The organism is Paenibacillus sp. YAE3 (assembly GCF_057546105.1).
Window position 1 is genome coordinate 195,322 of sequence record NZ_BAAIYF010000013.1, and the last position, 17,548, is coordinate 212,869.

The following is a 17,548-nucleotide window of genomic DNA, read 5'->3' on the forward strand; positions in this document are numbered from 1 at the left end:
CAAAATTTCCGACCCATGAAAATGGCACGCGAATAGGTGTCATTCGTTACTTAAAGGCTGGTGGTTCGATGACGAGTCTTGGGAACCATAACATAAAGCATTTAGTTTAGAGGTCTTCTCGCTGGCAATTGGTTGAATCGCAAGTCTCCTCCTTACGCTGGGGCTTTTACGGCGGCAATTCGAGTCTGTCACCTCCTTCTCTTTAACGCTTTCCTATTTTCTTCGCCAAAATCTGCATTCCCCCTTGTAAGTAGTATTCTAGCTGCCAGATCTATACAGAAGCTCTACAATTCCTATTCTTTCAGGAGAACAAGTGATTTATAAAATAGAATGGTTTCCGGGATTTCGTGGGTAAGATCGGTCCTTATTCGCGTAACAGGGGCAATTAAGCGGTTGCCTATACGATGTATGTTCTTTTTTATACGTTGAACAAACGCAAAAAAGCCTTCGCCACAAATTTACATGCATAGAAAAATGGACGGAGGCTCCGTCGTATTCGGTAACTGGCTGGCATTGTGTTGTCCTTTACACAACAGCCCCTATAGCTTTGCGTCGCCACCTTTCGATGGGTTTGCTATTGTCGTACGATATATTTAATTCGACAAAATATACAAAACCACTATACCTTTTTTTTCTAGTTATGTCTATAATACTTGAGGCCCTTAGGTCCAATACGGACGGAAGACAGAGAAGCTGAGTTTTGTAATACGATCGGCCCTAAGGTCTGTATCTGTACACACAACGAAAGGCTGCCCTTCACGGGCAACCCTTGCTTTAAATATTATTTTTCAATGCAGACGAACCGTTCCCCGCTTCGGTCCCAGCGCCATCCCATTTCGTTCGTTACAGACAGGCCGCCGTGCCGCTCATCCACTTCATTTTCCAGCAACCAGTCCTTTTCACCCGCTAAAACTTCCTGTACCGGCGGCATGTTCGTTGAGCGAATCATCGATGTGCGTTACATCCATGGCGTCAGGATGGTAGAGGACATCAGCTACCTACTTGCGTCTCCGTAAAACGGGGCACCTCCGCAAGGCTGCCGTTCTCGGCAGGCACGATCCTGAAGTAGGATAAAAAAACAACCATTGACGACTTCCCATGTCATCAATGGTTGTTTTGGTTGTATTACTGATCGATCAAACGGGTCACCACAGCATTCCAGCGATCCGTACGTCGACCCATTTATCCGGAAGAAGCCAATGGTCACGCACGCCCCGTTGCCCGGCAATCCGTTCGCGCTATTGCGGTTAAATCGATCAAGTTTCCATTGCCTACCTTGCCTACCTTAAATCTTGTACAATAACTAACCCTTCATCGGAGTTGTTAAAATCTAAATTGCTGCTAACGGAGGGTTAGTCTCTCCAGTACACTATCCTCATTGTTTTAATCCGTTCAGGAGCACGCTAAGGGCCTTCATCGACTCATCCAAAGCATTAGGCTGCAGGGACTCGTTGGCAAGCCAGAGCGCCGTCTCATTCAAACCGCCTGAAATAAAATGGGTCATTGCGTCAAGGGGAACCATCCGAAGGTATCCGCGTTCCTGCATGATTCCAAGCTGCTCTCGTAATAAACGCATGGAATGGTTCTTATCCATCGCTCTCCATACATCCCAACCAAGAATCGCAGGGCCATCAATCAGCATGATCCGCCTGTTTCGCTCTTCAACCGCAGCCATAATGAATGCACGGCAACCCAGGTAGAGCTGCTGCCATCCATCCTCACTTGCCGATGCCTCCTGCTCCACCCTTGCGGCAACCTCTCGCTGGACATCATCAAGGACAATTCGAAATAGTTCCTTCTTGCTGCGAAAATGATGATAAACCGCTCCCCGCGTCAGATTCGCCTCGTGAACGATGGATTCCAATGCGGCTTGGGCATATCCGTAATTGGTAAAATGGGTTCTGGCGACATCGATCAGCTTATGAATCGTTTCCTCAGTCGCTGCCTTAGTTCTTCTCATGATCGATCCGTTCTCCATTCATTACATTACATTCTAATTTCTATAGCTCACTTAGCATAGGCAATGCACGCATCCGGATTCCCGGACTTGGGATCCATGGCTGCCTTGCGAGTATTCCCTTATTTCCATATTTCTTCGGAATATTGGTTACTAAAATCGTTTGAAGGGGGGATGACAGTAATAATATCGATCAATATCCCGTTGGGATCTGAGGTCATGAAATGCCGCTGTCCAAAGTCTTCGCTTCGGATATCAAGCTCTAGTGGCAGCTTGGCTCCCCGAATGAGACGTTCGTATTCAGCATCAACATCGTCCACTTCGAAGTTCAGAATCAGTCCCCTTACTTTGGTCCGATATGCGTCGGGGATGGTCGAATGAGAAGCGTCAAGAACAGCCAGTTCGTACGGCGTATCATTGCCGTGCATTTTCAAGCTGATATACCAGTCAGCCTCAAACACCTTCTCGAATCCAAAGTGATCTTCGTAGAATGCTGCAGTGGAACTAACTTGATCTGTTAAAATGACGGGATAAAAACTGGATACTCTCATCATAATACCCCTCTCGATTATTATTGTACCCATCTTAACATACATACAGTATGTATGTAAAGTGTAATCAAGACAATGAAGCGATTGATAATTTTACAGGATGGGACGCAGGTTAATGATGAAATAATTAGAGCATCCTAATGCCCTACACGGGCAGGCCTTGGCCGCCTTAAATATTATTTTTCAATGTAAACGAGCCGTTTCCCGCTTCGGTCCCAGCGCCATCCCATTTCATTCGTTACAGACAAGCCGCCGTACCGCTCACCCACTTCTTTTTCCAGCAACCAGTCCTTTTCACCCGCTAAAACTTTCTGTCCCAGACGGGTTAATGCGACAGTGCCGTCTTTGGCGGAAGAGGGCCCGCCGAGAAAATAATCCGTCCCCTCGGCCTTAAGAAGCGGCTTCGGCAGCTCCGCCATCGTTTTTAAGCGGTACCGAAACTCCAAGTCCCCCATTCCCAATTCATGCAGCCGATCCCCCACTCTCTTAAACAACTCGGCAGGTTTTTGCACGCCGTTTTTTACAAGCTCTAACGTGGTTTGCTCAACGATTCCCAATCCATTGCCCGGCGACGGAAGCCGGTTCAAATGCATCGTAAATGCCGAAGGCACGAAAGGAAGCACCGATGGATCCGACCTTAAGATCCCAACATGCTTTTCGACGTCCCGGGAAACGTACGCCTCCCAAATTTCGGCACCCAGCGTGAGTTCTTCCTCTCCAATTCGCCGCCACGTACCGGACAAGGTTTTCAGTTGCTCCGTCGTCAGCTGCCCCATTCCCCGAAACAAATCAATTCCGGGGTAGTCCCCGATGCACAGCAAATTTAATTTTGTATGGCCTAACGACTGCTTCGAGAACCAGTGCAATAGAAAGACCAGCATCGTTTGATCGAATAAATCATGCTCGAACCACATCACGACCTCATCGTATTTGCTGAAATGTTGGAGACGGGTTTCCTGGGATTCGCAGCTTTTGATGTACTCCGATGCAGGAATGCCCAGGGTCTTTTCCAAATAGTCCGCCCTAAAAAGCCGCTCGTGGTTCCCGTCCATGCTCGCAAATGCCGGTCCGACGGGGTACACCTCCCTCCAAACCAAAACATCCCCCTGCACGTTTCCTTCCCTGAGCTTATTCCCCACATGATCGCCGTTCACGATATGAAGCATGTTTTCCCCTCCCTGGTATAAATCGTTCAACACCGATGCAAAGTCGGAGACAAGCAGCGAGGTCCTCAGCTTTTTCCGGGCATCGAAAAGCCGCTTTTTCAGGGTGGAAACAGGCACGCCCAAAAAGCTCGATATCTCTTTAATCGAATACCCTCGATAATAAAACAGCTGCACCGCTATTCTTAGAGCGGGAGGCAAGCCTTCGACGGTCCGAAGCAGCTTCTCCTCCCATTCTCTTCTTTCTATAATGGAATCCACGCTGTCCGGGTCCGCAATTTTGCCGGCGGTCTCCTCAATGGGCATCACGGCGTGTTTCTTTCTGCGAAGCATCCGGTAACATTGGCGTTCCACAATGACTTTAAACCATCCCGGGAATGCGTCTTCATCCTTCAGGCTGCCGAGATGGGAGAATGCTTCGACGAACGCTTCCTGCACCGCATCCTCCGCCAAAAACGGGTCGTTTAACCTGGCATAAGCCACCGTGTAGGCTAACCCCTTAAAATGGCTCACGATATGCTCGTACGCTCTCTGATCTCCTTGCCTGGCCTCTTCGATCCAATGCCGCAGTTTTCCTGCACCTCCTTTGTATCTGATGTTTACACCTACTAAGTGCCTTCAAGACTGCAAAAGGTTACGCCATTTTCGGTGCCCCCGGTTCAGGAGGAGTCCTTGATCACCAGTCTAACATTTGGTTCCCTGTTCGAAGCGCAACTTTTTAATCCGATGCGGCGTCCAATCCCATAACAGATACGGAACCGAGAGAGGAGGACGTCATCTTGATCAAAAAGCTGACCGCCGGACTGCTGGCGGCTGTCGTGACAATGTCGTGTTTAATAGGCGTTGTCTCCGCAAAAGAAAACACGATCGTCCAAGTTCACGGGAAATATGTAAGAGGGTACACGATGATTCCCCTGCGGGCGGTTTCCGAAGCTCTCGGAGCGACGGTAACGTGGAGCAAGGAGACTTATACTGCGACCATCACGAAGAAGGATACCGTCATCACGATGCCGATCCATTCGCATCATGCAACCGTCAACGGGCAAGGCCAGATGCTGGACGCTGCTTCCAGCTTGGATGGCGGCACGATGTACGTTCCGCTCCGCTTCGTCGCCCAGACGCTGGGAGGCAGCGTCAGCTGGGACGCATCAACCGGAACCGCCACCGCTTCGCTTGGTGATCGCACGGTAACCATTTCCACGCAGTACGGGAAGACATTCCCCGCGATGACGGCAGCCCGGATCAACGCGTTGGTCAAAGCCGCCAACGAGTCGGCCGACCTGTCCGCTTACAAGCAGGTCCGGACCCATTTCCGTCCTTATTTTACGGATGCGTTCATCAATAAGCTGCTTCAGAAAAACGGGGCTGTCACCCGGCACAAATTCGTTACCAAGCCCGTCACCCGCTTCTATGAAGGGGAAGGTTTGGGTTATATCAAGCAATTGGAAAGCCCGAATGATACCGGCGGCATGTTCGTCGAGCGAATCATCGATGTGCGTTACATCCAGGGCGCCTGGATGGTAGAGGACATCAGCTACCTTCTTGCGTCTCCGTAAAAAAGGGGCGTGCTCCGCAAGCAAAGCCGCCGTCCTCGGCAGGCACGATCCTGAATTAGGAAGAAAAAAACAACCATTGACGACTTCCCATGTCATCAATGGTTGTTTTGGTTGTATTACTGATCGATCAAACGGGTCACCTCAGCATTCCAGCGATCCGTACGCCGGCCCATTATCCGGAAGAAGCCAATGGTCACGCACGCCCCGTTGCCCGGCAATCAGTTCGCGCTATTGCGGTTAAATCGATTGACCGCGCTAAACAGCGCTTTTACCGACGAGGTCATAATGTCGGCGTCGATGCCGCAGCCCCAATATACTCTGCCGTCGGGCGCCGTGACGCCGATATAAGAGACGGCTTGCGATTTCGAGCCGGTTTCCAGCGCGTGCTCCGTATAAGTCAAATCCGTATAATTCATGCCAAGCTCGGTTTGCAGGGCATTGCTGATCGCATCCAGCCTTCCGTTGCCGGTGCCTTCGATCTCCTTGACTTCGCTGCCGGTCCGGATCGTGACGATGGTATGGAAATCTTCATGGTCCGTAAAACGGTATTTGACAAACTCGACGGGCGTTTTGATATTTACGTATTCCTTCACGAAAATATCGTATATTTCTTCGGGCATCAGTTCCTTTTGCTGCTGATCCGATACGTTTTTCACGAAGTACCCGAAGTTCTCGCGCATTTTCGCCGGGAGATCGAGTCCGTACTTCAACTGCAGCACGTATCCGATTCCGCCTTTGCCGGACTGGCTGTTAATGCGGATAATGTCGCCTTCGTATTCCCTGCCGATATCCATCGGATCAATCAGCAGATAAGGGACCGACCAATGCTCGGGTTCCTTATCCTCGCGCCATTTCATGCCCTTCGCGATGGCATCCTGATGCGAACCGGAGAACGCGGTGAATACGAGCTCGCCTCCGTAAGGATGTCTTTCGGTTACCTTCATTTTGGTCAGCCGTTCATAAACGGAGATGATCGCAGGAATGTTTTCGAAGTTCAGCTTGGGATCGACCCCGTGCGAGTACATGTTGAGCGCCAGCGTCACGATGTCGACGTTCCCCGTTCTTTCCCCGTTGCCGAACAACGTTCCTTCGACGCGCTGGGCTCCGGCCAGCATCCCCAGCTCAGCGTCCGCCACGCCCGTTCCTCTGTCATTGTGTGGATGGACAGACAGAATCACGTTCTCCCGATAGTTCAGGTGCTCGCTCATATACTCGATCTGGCTGGCGTAGACGTGAGGCATCGACATGGATACCGTGGCAGGAAGATTGATGATGACCGGGTTCTCCGCCGTCGGCTGCCATACGTCCAGCACGCTGTTGCAGATGTCCAGCGCAAACTCGATCTCCGTCCCGGTAAAGCTCTCCGGCGAATACTGGAACTGAAAGTTCCCTTCCGTCTCCGCCGCGCATTCCTTCAACAGTTTGGCGCCGCTTACGGCGATGTCGATGATCTCTTCCTTGGATTTGCGGAATACCTGCTCCCGCTGCGCCACGGAGGTCGAGTTGTACAAATGGACGACGGCTTTTTTCGCGCCCTTCAGCGATTCGAAGGTTTTGCGGATAATATGCTCTCTCGATTGGGTCAGCACCTGGATCGTGACGTCATCCGGAATCAAATCCTGCTCGATCAGTGTACGCAAAAAGGCGAACTCCGTCTCCGATGCTGCCGGGAATCCAACTTCGATCTCCTTGAACCCGATATCCACGAGCATCTTGAAGTATTCCAGCTTCTCCTCCAGATTCATCGGAACGATCAACGCCTGATTGCCGTCGCGAAGGTCGACGCTGCACCAAATCGGCGCCTCTGTAATATATTCCTTTTGGGCCCACTTCAAGCTGGTCTCCGCCGGCATAAAATATCCTCTGGCGTATTTGTTTACATTTTTCATGGATATCCTTCCCTTCATCGATTTCCTGCGTTGACCTGCCAAAGATCGAACGCACAAAAAAAGCCTTCCATCTCCACCAACAGAGACGAAAGACTTTGACATCTTACGCGGTACCACTCCGAATTCATGCCGTCGCCCGGCATGCACTCTACGGATACAGGATTACAAAAACGGACAAACCTGCATCCTCCTGATGATAACGGTCAGGGCTCCGGCTCCGCCTACTTAACGGGTTCAGCGGGCAACTCCAAGGCGAGTTCCGATCTTCTCCGCGGCTGTTTCGCACCGTCCAACAGCTCTCTGATCGCTTCAAAAACCGTACTATTCCTTTTCAACGTAGTTTGATTATTAGGATTAATGCTATATCACCAATACGATGGTGTCAAGGGGAATCTAAGACGTATTTTTCTTCAATTCATGCTTTTTTATTTTGCCGATGAGCTATGGGTTCATACGGGATTTAATTTAATTTCGTTTTGCCGTCAAAATGTAGGCGGAGTAGAAACTGCTATGAGCAGCGTTTCACCGTCCCAGATATTCTTATAACTATGGGGGGTTCTGGCATCATAATAAATGCTGTCCCCTTCTTCGAGTGTATAACGTTCATTGCCAAGCACAAACTCCAGACGCCCGGAGTGAACAAATAGAAACTCCTCGCCATCGCTATGGCCAACGCTAACGTCGCCGTAAGATGCTCCTTCTTCCAGTACTCCCCATATCGGTCCCATTTTGTTGCTGCTTCCTTGGCTGAGCGCGTACCAGGTAATGCGGGAACCCTCGGAATGCACCAAAGGTTTGCGCTCGTTTTTTCTAACGACGATGCTCCGCTTCTCCTCGCCGAACAAATCCGTAAAATTCACGTTTAATGCGTTCGCTATGCGCTTAAGTACACTGATGCTGGGATTGGCCTTATCCCGTTCAATTTCACTGAGAAAAGACAAGGATACAGAGGCCGCTTCGGCTACTCTCTTGAGCGTTAATTTCTGTTTTTTTCGCGTGTTTCGAATGGTTTCACCGATCGAATTCATGTGCCGTCCTCCCAAATTGCGGAAATTATTTCGCTGATAGCGAAATTTTTAATTTTATAATAGGGGTAAACACGAGCAATATCAAGCCCTTTTACTAGGACGGAATTACGGTGCAAAAACGTTGATTTGTCAGTTTTATTGGACTACTATTTTATTAGCGTTGACGAACGAATTTTACCCGGGTATGACAGATCGTTCATTCTCAACAGAATAATTTTCATTTACAGCGAAATTTTTGATGGTTACGAGGCACGAATCACATGATGGCAGCGGAAAGCCGATCCTTGTTATTCGGATTCATATAAACGTGTCAGAAGGACGAAAGGGGCATAAAGAATGACTAATAAAATTCCCAAGGTCTATCAAGTAGGTGATGTTACCGTTACACGTGTTACGGAGATGATGCTTGACGGTGTTCCACCGGAAGTGTATTTTGCGGGATCGTGGGACCCCAAATTTCTGGAGGAAAATCGGGACTCTCTTCCGGCCGGCCTGATCGATGGCAATTCTCAGCTTATCGTTAGCATTGGAACATGGGTAGTGAAAACCCCGAAGCATACGATCCTTATCGATACGGCTACAGGAAACGATAAAAACTTGCCTTTAAATCCGGATCTCGCCAATCTCGATCTCCCTTATCTCGAGCGGTTGAATGAGGCGGGAGTTACACCGGAGGAAGTCGATTACGTTCTGCTGAGGCATCTGCTTGCGATCTTATTTGCTTCTCTTATTTTGTGCAACCCTTTACGGGAGCAATTTCGTCTTAGGTTCGCTGCTGCTGCAAGCATTTCCCGCCTTGCACCTGTCGGCATACCGGCTTATGGTTTCATCGGTATTCCTGCTTATTTATTTGGCTGCAATCCGTCGCTTAACGAAGATGACGTTACGTAACTCCGTTTATTTGGTGCCATTCGTTCTGGTCGGGATGCTGCTCCATCAAGTTTCTTTCTTTACGGGGCTTCGGACAACGGACGCAACGACGGCTTCGCTCATCTTGTCGTTAGCTCCGATTTTTACAGCGCTGTTTGCCCGCTTATTTTTGAAAGAACCATTTACGATCCGCATGGCCGCGGGCTCGATTGTCGCCTTCGCCGGCGTCTTCCTCGTCGTTGGACATGGCGGAGGCTTGAGAATTGCCATCACTCCAGGCATCTCGATCATGTTTGTCTGTATGCTGGCGTTATCAGGATCTATTATCCTAATGAGAAAGCTGACGGAACGTATGGACGCATTGGTCGCAACCGTGTATACGACGGTGCTGGGCTGCATTTCGGTATACCCGATAGCAGTCTGGAGCGAGCCTCACCTACAGGCCCAGCCCCGCTTCTGGTGGTGGGTTCTCTTGATCGGGTCGGCGCTGCTTATTCAGGGCTTATGCGCGGTCATTTGGAATGGACAGATTCGAAAAGTAGGCGCGGCTAAAGCATCGCTGTTTCTGAATTTACAGCCGTTTGTTGCCATGGTTTTAGGTTATATCACGCTTGGAACCCCGATTTCCTTAACGCAAGTGGCAGGATCCGTTCTCATCATTTGCGGGGTCGTTCTAGCCACATTACAGGGGAAGAGAACAAGGAAATCGCATGACGATAAACTAGAGTTCTCCCCTGCGGAGAGATAATGGTCTGTAAAAAGGGACGTACAAACCGAAGATGCGCCGGCTAATAGCAACGGCAAGTATAGGGCCATCCTGCGGGATGGCCCTTTCTTGATATTTAGGGTTTATTATTTTTCAATCAGACAACCGTTCTCCAAGTAAAAAACAGGATCACACAGCGGCAGAACCCGTTCGTCGTGCTGGATAGAAGTTTGGGGTATTAACGCACAGAGAGCAACCCAAGTGCATACCATGCTACGTGTCGTCTTCTCCGTTTCCTTGGACCATTCCAGTTGATAGCATCATTAGGTGTAAGGTCACTTTCTCAAGAGAATCTTTCACCGTCACTTGCGGTACGGTCCAGCTTAACGGAAATACCGACAAAAGACCGCTACGGCATGCTAAATACCCATAAATTGGGTAGCTTATTGGTTCTCGACACCGCCAAAAATGCTTGTTTCAAATTTCCTCTTGCTCAATACCTCCTATCCTGCTATTATGGAGAAGCATAATTTTTGGAAAGCGAATATTCGATATATGTAGGATCTTTCCAAGCAGATAATCTTTGACCACTTCCTTCGGGTAGTTAAGGCCATACGGACAGCCGGGTCAAATGCCGATTGGCAACTTTCGTTGCCTTATTGATTGAGTTAAAAGCTCAAATTTTATAAGTTGGTAACTTTATAACCAGTGCATACGCACACAACTTGTGAAACGGTCAATAAGAGTGGTAAAAGTAATTATTTGCTATATAGACTCTGATCCTAGGTAATATATTTGAATATTAAGAGCCTTCCATGAAAACGATGCGTTTTATGGCTGACTGGCGAGCGCGCTAGAGCTTTGTCCTGTCATGCTTAATGGAACTATCTTATTATTCGACTATATCAAGCAAGTGTGATGCGCATGGTGCGTGTTTCGCTTGCTTTTTTGTTGCCGTTTTACAGAAAATTTTATTTTGGTGAGGAGATTGAGAAATGGGAAAAGCACTAATCATCGGCGCCGGCGGCGTAGCATCTGTAGCAGTTCATAAATGCGTTCAAAACAGCGAGGTCTTCGAAGAAATCTGCATCGCCAGCCGCACCAAGTCCAAATGCGACGAGCTGAAAGCCAAATTGGACGGCGGCAAAACGAAAATTACGACTGCTCAGGTCGATGCCAACAACGTAGACGAGCTGATCGCCCTGATCAACGAAGTTAAACCGGATATCGTCATGAACCTGGCCCTGCCTTACCAAGACTTGACGATCATGGATGCTTGCCTGGCTACCAAAACGCACTACATGGATACCGCCAACTACGAGCCGGAAGATACGGCGAAATTCGAATACAAATGGCAATGGGAATACAAAGAGCGCTTTGAAAAAGCAGGCATCACGGCACTGCTCGGCAGCGGATTCGACCCCGGCGTAACCGGCGTATTTTCCGCTTATGCGCTGAAACACTATTTCGACGAAATCGAATATATCGATATTCTGGATTGCAACGGCGGGGATCACGGTTATCCTTTCGCAACCAACTTCAACCCGGAAATCAACATTCGCGAAGTGTCCGCCAACGGACGTTACTGGGAAAACGGCGAATGGATCGAAACGAAGCCGATGGAAATCAAACGCGAGTATAACTTCGCCGAAGTCGGCAAAAAGGACATGTACTTGCTGTACCATGAGGAGCTCGAGTCCCTTGCGAAAAACATCCCTGGACTGAAACGCATCCGTTTCTTCATGACGTTCGGACAAAGCTATCTCATGCACTTAAAAGCGCTTGAAAACGTTGGAATGACTTCCATCGAACCGATCGAATTCGAAGGAAAACAGATCATTCCGCTTCAATTCCTGAAGGCTGTCCTTCCGGACCCAGCCTCCCTTGGACCTCGCACGGTGGGCAAAACAAACATCGGCTGCATCTTCAAAGGGAAAAAAGACGGTCAAGACAAGACGTACTATGTTTACAACGTTTGCGACCATCAAGCGTGCTATAAAGAAGTGGGCTCCCAAGCCATCTCCTACACGACCGGCGTTCCTGCCATGATCGGCGCAGCCATGGTGCTCACCGGCAAATGGAATAAACCGGGCGTATACAACGTCGAAGAGTTCGATCCGGATCCATTCATGGAAGAGCTGAACAAATGGGGACTTCCTTGGGTAGAAGACTTCAATCCGGTGCTGGTCGACGCCTTGCCTGAAGAAACGAAAGAACCGGAGCTCGTGCGTTAATATGCGGTTCGAGGAATTGCCGACACCTTGTTTCGTCGTCGATGAAGCGCTCATCGAAAAAAACCTGAAAATTTTGAACGGCGTCATGCAGCGTACCGGAGCCAAAATCGTGCTGGCGCAAAAAGCTTTTTCCATGACGGAGATGTATCCGCTCATCGGAAAATATTTAAGCGGCACGACCGCGAGCGGCTTATTCGAAGCGCGGTTAGGGCACGAGGAAATGGGCAAGGAAAACCACGTCTTTGCCCCCGCTTACCGCGAAGATGAAATGGACGAAATTGTTTCCATTTGCGACCATATCATCTTCAACTCGTTCTCCCAGCTGGAAAAGTTTAAGGGGAAAGCTCTTGCCGCCGGCAAAAAGGTAGGCCTCCGCATCAATCCGGAATGTTCGACGCAAGTGGGGCATGAAATTTATGATCCTTGTTCGCCGGGATCCCGATTTGGCGTGAAGCGCGAGGATTTCCAGCCGGAACTCCTGGATGGCGTGACGGGACTGCACTTCCATACCCTTTGCCAACAGAATTCGGACGATTTGGAGACCACGCTGAACGCGGTCGAAGACAAGTTCGGGCCATGGCTGCCGCAAATGGAATGGATCAACTTCGGCGGGGGTCACCATATCACGCGGGAAGATTACGATATTCCGAGGCTGGAAGCCTGCATTAAGAGAATGCAGGAGAAATACGGTTTGGAGGTCTATCTCGAACCGGGGGAGGCCATCGCACTGAATGCCGGTTATATGGTCACCTCCGTCCTGGATATCCATCGCAACGGCATCGAGATTGCGATCGTGGACACTTCGGCTACATGCCATATGCCGGACGTTCTGGAAATGCCTTATCGTCCGCCGCTGATCGGTTCGGGCGAAGCCGGGGAAAAGGCATACACCTATCGCCTTGGCGGGCCGACCTGCCTTACGGGCGACGTCATCGGAGACTATTCTTTCGATCAGCCCCTGAAGAGCGGCGACAGATTGGTGTTCGAAGACATGGCGATCTACTCCATGGTCAAAACCAACACCTTCAACGGCATGCCGCTGCCGGCCATCGCCGTGCAGGACAAAGACGGCAACTGCCGCATCGTGCGCGAGTTCGGCTATCAGGATTTTAAGATGAGACTCGCTTAAAGAATAACAAAGCCTTAGCCCTGTCATCAGGGTTAAGGCTTTTTGCATTTTCGCCATTCATTATGACGCAGTTCACTTAGATGTATCCCCTGGACGATCTGCTCCGTAGAGCATATTCATGTGCTCGATATGAGCCGCTCCCCAATCGTTTAATGCCTGTAATACCACACTTAAACCTTTACCGTAATCCGAAATCGAATATTCTACTTTCGGAGGGATTTGGTTATAAACCTCGCGATGTACAATATCGTTGTACTCAAGTTCCCTTAATTGTTGGGTGAGCATCTTTTTGTTTATATTCGGTATCGCTTTTTGAAGCTCGCTGAACCTCATTGTACCGTTTGAAATCAATTGAAGCAGAATGACGGGCTTCCATTTTCCCACTAAAATATCCAGTGCCGATTCGAATTTACAATACTCTTTCATTGGATCCCCACCTCACTTTCCTTTGCTTTTGCAAGGTAACTTTTTGTTTACTATGTTTAGATAAAGTGCCTACTTCCGAAGTCGAATACCATGGTCTATTATACCCTCAGAGGATGTCGAAAAAGCAATCAGGAGGTTGGCACCATTCATGAATTTTGTAATATGGATCATTCAAGGGCTTGTAGCCTTAGGTTTTGTCTACTCGGGGTGGCTGAAGGCATTTCAATATGAAAAAGCCAAAGAGTCATGGGGTTGGGTAAAGGACGTTTCCAAAGGATTCGTCGTTTTTATCGGGCTAGCCGAATTGGTTGGGGCACTGGGCGTTATTCTGCCCCAAGCGTTAAATATTGCGCCTGTATTGACGCCAATTGCCGCAACCGGGCTTGCCGTAGTCGTTTTTTTAGGCGCTTTATTCCATGTTAAACGCAAGGAATACCGGGATATCGGCATGAACATTGTCTTTCTCGCATTAGCTGTATTTGTTGCGGTCAGTCGTTTTTAAGCCGGCATTATATCTGATGTTAGGGAGCTACGGAGGTCCCTGTAAATGAAAAGAGTCCGGTATAGTTACCGGGCTCATTTCATATAAACTGCTCAACCATATGATCTCTGGCTGTTCAGGGTCACTTTACAATTGGAACAGCCTCGAGATCATTAAGGCTTCGACACGGAGACGAGAAGCTCGTTATCCCCAGAGATGACTGTCACTTTTTCACTCCTCGTCACTTAACGCAAAATCCACGGCGGCCTCGGCATGAAGCCGTGTCGTATCATAAACCGGGATATTGCAGTCTTCCTGGGAGATGAGCAGCGTGATTTCCGTGCATCCGAGAATAACGGCTTCCGCCCCCTTACGGACAAGACGGTCAATGATGTCCAGGTATTTTTTCTTCGAATGTTCATTTATGATCCCCAGACAAAGCTCGTGATAAATGATATCATGAACGACCGCTCGATCTGCTTCATCTGGAACAACTACCTCCAGTCCAAACGGATCGACAAGTCTGCCCTTGTAAAATTCCTGCTCCATCGTGAAGGCGGTTCCTATCAATCCTACCTTTTTTATATTATCCTTCACGATTTGATTTGCCGTTGCATCCGCAATATGCAGTAAGGGAATCGATACCGAGTTCATCACTTCGGGCGCCATCTTGTGCATCGTATTCGTGCAAATGACGACGACATCGGCTCCGCCTGCTTCAAGTTTTTGTGCCGATTCAATCATAACCTTCGCAGCCTCTGCCCATTTCCCTTGATGTACCCTCTCATTGATGATTTGGTAATAGAGCATGGACGATTCCCAGCTCATGCCGCCTAGAAGTCCTATTGTTTTCACTGCCTACTCACACCCATCCTTTTTATCTTATTTTGGCATAAGTATTTCGGGTTTGCATTATGGAATGTTTGAGATGCGTTATAGCTTGCTAAAAGAAAAAAACCATTGACGGTATTGGGCCGTCAATGGTTTTTTGAATATTTCCTTACTTGTCGATCAGATTGGTCACTTTCAGCATTCTTGCCATCAGTGCGGTGACTTCCGCACGCGTCATTCCTGCTTTCGGGCTCAGATGCTCAGGTCCATTGCCTTGGATAATTCCCGCTGCGATCAGCTGGGCAACATCTGCTTTAGCCCAAGAAGCTACTTTATCCCCATCCGCATATGGTGCCAGCGTGGAAGCGATTTGCTCCTGATTCGGCACGTTTACGGATTGAATCAAGCGGTATGCGCGGGCAATCATGGCAAAACCTTGCTCTCTCGTGATTTGCTGTCCGCCTTTGAAGTTGCCGTCCTCATATCCGCGAACAATATCAAATTCATCCGCGAGCGCTACAGCATTCCGGTACCATGCCGAAGCCGGCACATCCGGGTAGATGTTTTGAGGCGCGTCCTGACGCATCAGACCCAGACCCAATACGACGATTTCAGCGAATTCGGAGCGTGTCACATATCGGTTTGGCGAGAACGTATTGTCGCCGTTGCCTTTCAGGTCGAGTCTTGCTGCAATGTTGTTTACGTCCGCTCTACCCCAATGATACTGGACATCCTCGAAATCCTGCGGATTCCAAATTACCGAGTAGGTACCGCTGCTGCGCAGATCATTGATAAGTGCGAAATACCGGTTATTGACCTTCGTGACGACCGTCGGCACATGGAACACGCTGCCGTCCGGGTTCACAATAACGCCTGTCGTGATGCGGTTCGGGTCGATGCCTTCCGGAAGCGCGATGTATTTCGGCGCATAGCCGTTCAACAACCCCGCTCTATCCGTTTTCCCGCCGTGCATAAAGCTCAAGTCGAGATCTACCGGATGCACAAGCAGTTCATAACCGCCTTGAGCTGCCTTCTCACGGGCAAGCTTGGCCAGATCGTCCGCAGAACGTTTGATTTTGATGTTAGCGGCAATATCGCTGAGCGGCGCGTTGCCGAATTGCTTGCTAATGGCATCCACATCAAGCTGTCCCGCAGGAACCGGATAGATCGCCAGCACATCTTCAATTTCCAGGCTGGAGCCGGTATCGGCGATCTTTTTCAAGCCCTCAAGCGTCAATCCTCGAACTTCAACATCGCCCTTACCCGGTACGCTGATGCCGAGTTTATGTCCTTTACCGTCCGCCAGAATGCTGGACAGCTTGTCCTTATCGATCGTAACCGTCGCTTGGTCGCCGTTTACCGTACCCGAAGCGAACGATACATTCGAACCGTTATCGGTTGTGATGATGTTGCCCGGTTTCACAGGGTCTGTCGTTGGTGGCGGAGTTGTATTGCCTGTGCCCGAGTTCCCGCCATCGGAGCTGCCGCCGCCAGTGTTGCCACCGCCGGAGTTGTCGTTACCGGATGCTTTCTCGCGAACGATGGTAATGGTGTATTCGTTAATCAGGTTACCGCCTTTGTCGTAGACGCCCACCGTGATCACGTTCTTACCTTCGATAAGCGGAAGGTTGTTCCACTTGTCAGCAGGATACTCTGTACCGTTCACGATAACTTTCACCTGAGTATCGTCTGGATATTTCGCCACTGTATTCAGGGTGATGCCGTATACGTCATTTGTTACGGTCCCGCTATAGTTTTTGTATTGGTTTGGATCGAATGCTGGGGTTAACTTAATATCCGGGTTGCCGTTATTAGTTAGTCCAACAAGGTTTAATTTCTCTAGTTCTCCGTTCAATACAACGAGATCTTTCAGCGCCTTTTGTAACTCGGCAAGCGCCTGGTCTACATCGGCTTGCGTTGCGTTCGGGTTTTTCAGCACACTGTCTGCTTTGGCAAGCGCGAGTTCCAGGTTAGCCCAGCTTTCTTGGGTGTAGTCTGTCTCGGTCAATCCCTTCGACCGATCCACTTCTGCTTGCAGCTTGGTTTTGTTCACTTCCCCAGATCCGTTTTGTACGGTGTACGGCACCGACTCCGATGCTTGCGAATCTGTATACGCTGGGTCATTCGACTTCGCGGTAACCGTTAAAGTGTACTCACCAGGTCCTAACGGTGGTTCTAGAGTTGACAAGTCAAGTTCCGTTCCGCTTGGTACAGTAACTGGTCTGATCTTGCCTTCACTATCCGTTATGTTCACTTCGTAGCTTCCTGCATTTTCGACTGCATCCCAAGTTAACTGATCTCCAGTCACTTTCACATTGCTTGGTACAGCTAACGGAGTAGCTGGTGTTGTTGGTACGGTATACGTCACCGCCCCCGATTCTTGCGAATCTGTATATGCTGGGTTATTCGACTTCGCGGTAACCGTTAAAGTGTACTCACCGGGTGCTAACGGTGGTTCTAGAGTCGACAAGTCAAGTTCCGTTCCGCTTGGTACAGAAACTGGTGTTACATTGCCTTTACTATCCGTTATGCTCACTTCGTAGCTTCCTGCATTTTCGACTGCATCCCAAGTTAACTGATCTCCAGTCACTTTCACATTGCTTGGTACAGCTAACGGAGTAGCTGGTGTTGTTGGTACGGTATACGTCACCGCCCCCGATTCTTGCGAATCTGTATATGCTGGGTTATTCGACTTCGCGGTAACCGTTAAAGTGTACTCACCGGGTG

At 49.3% G+C, this 17,548-nt stretch carries 14 protein-coding genes, 1 riboswitch and 1 other annotated feature; of the genes, 5 read left to right on the forward strand and 9 right to left on the reverse strand.

Annotated elements, in window-relative coordinates; translation table 11 throughout:
• Window positions 1–495: 495 nt before the first annotated feature.
• A riboswitch (cyclic di-GMP riboswitch) is annotated at window positions 496–586 on the reverse strand.
• A 195-nt stretch (window positions 587–781) separates the two neighbouring features.
• From AC27KL_RS22985 to AC27KL_RS23000, 4 genes are all read right to left on the reverse strand, one after another.
• Window positions 782–949: a hypothetical protein gene (locus AC27KL_RS22985; protein WP_487171194.1), complete on the reverse strand. Its 168-nt coding sequence runs from the start codon at window positions 947–949 to the stop codon at window positions 782–784.
• Window positions 950–1,375: 426 nt separating this feature from the next.
• Window positions 1,376–1,960, reverse strand: coding sequence for a TetR/AcrR family transcriptional regulator (locus tag AC27KL_RS22990; RefSeq protein ID WP_487171195.1), 585 nt, complete (start codon window positions 1,958–1,960; stop codon window positions 1,376–1,378).
• Window positions 1,961–2,079: 119 nt separating this feature from the next.
• Window positions 2,080–2,508 carry a VOC family protein gene (locus AC27KL_RS22995; protein ID WP_487171196.1) on the reverse strand — a complete coding sequence of 143 codons (429 nt, stop codon included), beginning with the start codon at window positions 2,506–2,508 and terminating at the stop codon, window positions 2,080–2,082.
• A gap of 176 nt (window positions 2,509–2,684) precedes the next feature.
• Complete coding sequence (locus tag AC27KL_RS23000) at window positions 2,685–4,241, reverse strand: sigma-70 family RNA polymerase sigma factor (RefSeq protein ID WP_487171211.1); 1,557 nt, start codon at window positions 4,239–4,241, stop codon at window positions 2,685–2,687.
• Window positions 4,242–4,450: 209 nt separating this feature from the next.
• Here AC27KL_RS23000 and AC27KL_RS23005 point away from each other — a divergent pair, with 209 nt between their 5' ends.
• Entirely contained in the window at window positions 4,451–5,227 is a 777-nt protein-coding gene (locus tag AC27KL_RS23005) for a copper amine oxidase N-terminal domain-containing protein (protein WP_487171197.1), read from the forward strand.
• Window positions 5,228–5,445: 218 nt separating this feature from the next.
• Here AC27KL_RS23005 and leuA read toward each other — a convergent pair whose 3' ends face one another.
• Window positions 5,446–7,116 carry a 2-isopropylmalate synthase gene (gene leuA, locus AC27KL_RS23010; protein ID WP_487171198.1) on the reverse strand — a complete coding sequence of 557 codons (1,671 nt, stop codon included), beginning with the start codon at window positions 7,114–7,116 and terminating at the stop codon, window positions 5,446–5,448.
• A 78-nt stretch (window positions 7,117–7,194) separates the two neighbouring features.
• Window positions 7,195–7,460: a binding site (T-box leader), on the reverse strand.
• A gap of 138 nt (window positions 7,461–7,598) precedes the next feature.
• The gene (locus AC27KL_RS23015) at window positions 7,599–8,144 is read right to left on the reverse strand and encodes a helix-turn-helix domain-containing protein (protein ID WP_487171199.1); all 546 of its coding nucleotides are present in this window, start codon (window positions 8,142–8,144) and stop codon (window positions 7,599–7,601) included.
• Window positions 8,145–8,862: 718 nt separating this feature from the next.
• Between AC27KL_RS23015 and AC27KL_RS23020 the strand changes: the two genes are divergently transcribed.
• The 3 genes from AC27KL_RS23020 to nspC all read left to right on the forward strand — a co-directional run bounded on the left by AC27KL_RS23020 (window position 8,863) and on the right by nspC (window position 13,083).
• Entirely contained in the window at window positions 8,863–9,762 is a 900-nt protein-coding gene (locus AC27KL_RS23020; protein WP_487171212.1) for a DMT family transporter, read from the forward strand.
• Window positions 9,763–10,715: 953 nt separating this feature from the next.
• Window positions 10,716–11,954 (forward strand): saccharopine dehydrogenase family protein, encoded by a 1,239-nt coding sequence (locus AC27KL_RS23025; protein ID WP_339322750.1) that lies wholly within the window; start codon window positions 10,716–10,718, stop codon window positions 11,952–11,954.
• A 1-nt stretch (window position 11,955) separates the two neighbouring features.
• Complete coding sequence (gene nspC / locus AC27KL_RS23030; protein WP_339322751.1) at window positions 11,956–13,083, forward strand: carboxynorspermidine decarboxylase; 1,128 nt, start codon at window positions 11,956–11,958, stop codon at window positions 13,081–13,083.
• Between the two features lie 72 nt (window positions 13,084–13,155).
• Here the strand turns inward: nspC and AC27KL_RS23035 are convergent, their stop codons facing one another.
• Window positions 13,156–13,509, reverse strand: coding sequence for a winged helix-turn-helix transcriptional regulator (locus AC27KL_RS23035; RefSeq protein WP_310858913.1), 354 nt, complete (start codon window positions 13,507–13,509; stop codon window positions 13,156–13,158).
• Window positions 13,510–13,657: 148 nt separating this feature from the next.
• Between AC27KL_RS23035 and AC27KL_RS23040 the strand changes: the two genes are divergently transcribed.
• Window positions 13,658–14,011, forward strand: coding sequence for a DoxX family protein (locus tag AC27KL_RS23040; RefSeq protein WP_487171200.1), 354 nt, complete (start codon window positions 13,658–13,660; stop codon window positions 14,009–14,011).
• Between the two features lie 210 nt (window positions 14,012–14,221).
• On the opposite strand, the gene AC27KL_RS23045 is transcribed toward AC27KL_RS23040, so the two are convergent.
• Complete coding sequence (locus tag AC27KL_RS23045) at window positions 14,222–14,845, reverse strand: aspartate/glutamate racemase family protein (protein WP_487171201.1); 624 nt, start codon at window positions 14,843–14,845, stop codon at window positions 14,222–14,224.
• Window positions 14,846–14,990: 145 nt separating this feature from the next.
• Window positions 14,991–17,548 (reverse strand): S-layer homology domain-containing protein (locus AC27KL_RS23050; RefSeq protein ID WP_487171202.1); only part of this gene is annotated, 2,558 nt, incomplete at its 5' end.